Origin of the sequence: Bradyrhizobium sp. 31Argb, from assembly GCF_043638955.1 — a bacterium.
In the GTDB taxonomy this organism is placed as follows: domain Bacteria; phylum Pseudomonadota; class Alphaproteobacteria; order Rhizobiales; family Xanthobacteraceae; genus Bradyrhizobium.
In genome coordinates this window covers 1-1,038 of the sequence record NZ_JBEGDB010000628.1, presented here as the reverse complement: position 1 = coordinate 1,038, position 1,038 = coordinate 1, and the positions used below count along the sequence as shown (strand labels likewise).

Below are 1,038 nucleotides of genomic sequence, written 5' to 3'. Positions count from 1 at the left end.
TTTCCGCGAAAGGTGGACTTCTCTTGCTTCGGGTATCATCCATATCTTGAAGCACGACTCACGATCCAAGAAAAGTGAGTACTAGGTCCTGTGGACCTCCTGGGATTCCCTTAAGCCGGCACATCAGTTCAAGACTGCTTTTGGGGAGGCAGTCTTGGGTATGATCGACCGTATGGTTTTGAGCGACGCGCCGTCGGATCGGATGGCGCCGCTGATTATCGGCCGGGCTGACAAAAGGGATCGACTGGAGGCGACTACCGGATGTTCGTGGAGGGCGTTCTATGGATTGTGCGTACGCGAGCTCGCTGGCGTGATCTTCCAGAGGCGTTTGGCGATTGGAACAGCGTTCTCCAACGCTTCAGCCGCTGGAGCGCGAAGGCTGTATGGTGGCGATCTTCGAAGCGATGTCTGACGATCCAGACTTCGAGTATCGATCGTTGATTGCACCATCGTCCGAGCCCATTAGCACGCTGCCAGGGAGCCTGCTCCTCGATCGGGGCGAGCGTACCGCGGCACCCGAGGAGTTCGTGCTTGGTGCGTTATTGCGAGGCTGCACGGCCAGCTTGCCGGATTCGGAAGCGCTCGCCATCCCCCCTCCGCGCCATTCGTGGGAGCCCCGATGAGTTTACCCCGCTCGCCAACTGCTCCGAAATGGGATAGACGTGCGCTTTCGCAAAGACTGCTTGGCCCGCAACGAGCTTTACGTGCTCGGCCCTCTTGCCGGCTCGGACCCGCTTACTGAATGACCCGTCGCCGCGATAGTTGATCATACCAGTCGTTTGGTGCCCTCCTGGTCCCATACTGCAACCGTTGAGCCCCCCTCCGTTCTTGTCTATCAGGCGGAAACCGGTGTTCCGCTGCAGCAAGTTGGAGCGCTCGTCGGTCAGAGTGCGCATCGAGAGATCTGGCCGCATGTGATCGATTGGCTGGGGCTTTAGGGTTTGAGCTACGAGCAACTACGCGCCCCAGCTGCCGTGTGCCGGCATCGTCGCAGCGAATTGATCAGGTCGCTCGTGGACCAATCTTGGGCCGTGCTTC

Annotated in this window: 1 pseudogene; it reads left to right on the top strand. The window is 59.2% G+C overall.

From position 1 onward, the window contains the following. Window positions 1–154: 154 nt before the first annotated feature. A pseudogene (locus AAFX91_RS41925) lies at window positions 155–463 on the top strand (transposase); the annotation flags it as partial. Window positions 464–1,038: the final 575 nt, after the last annotated feature.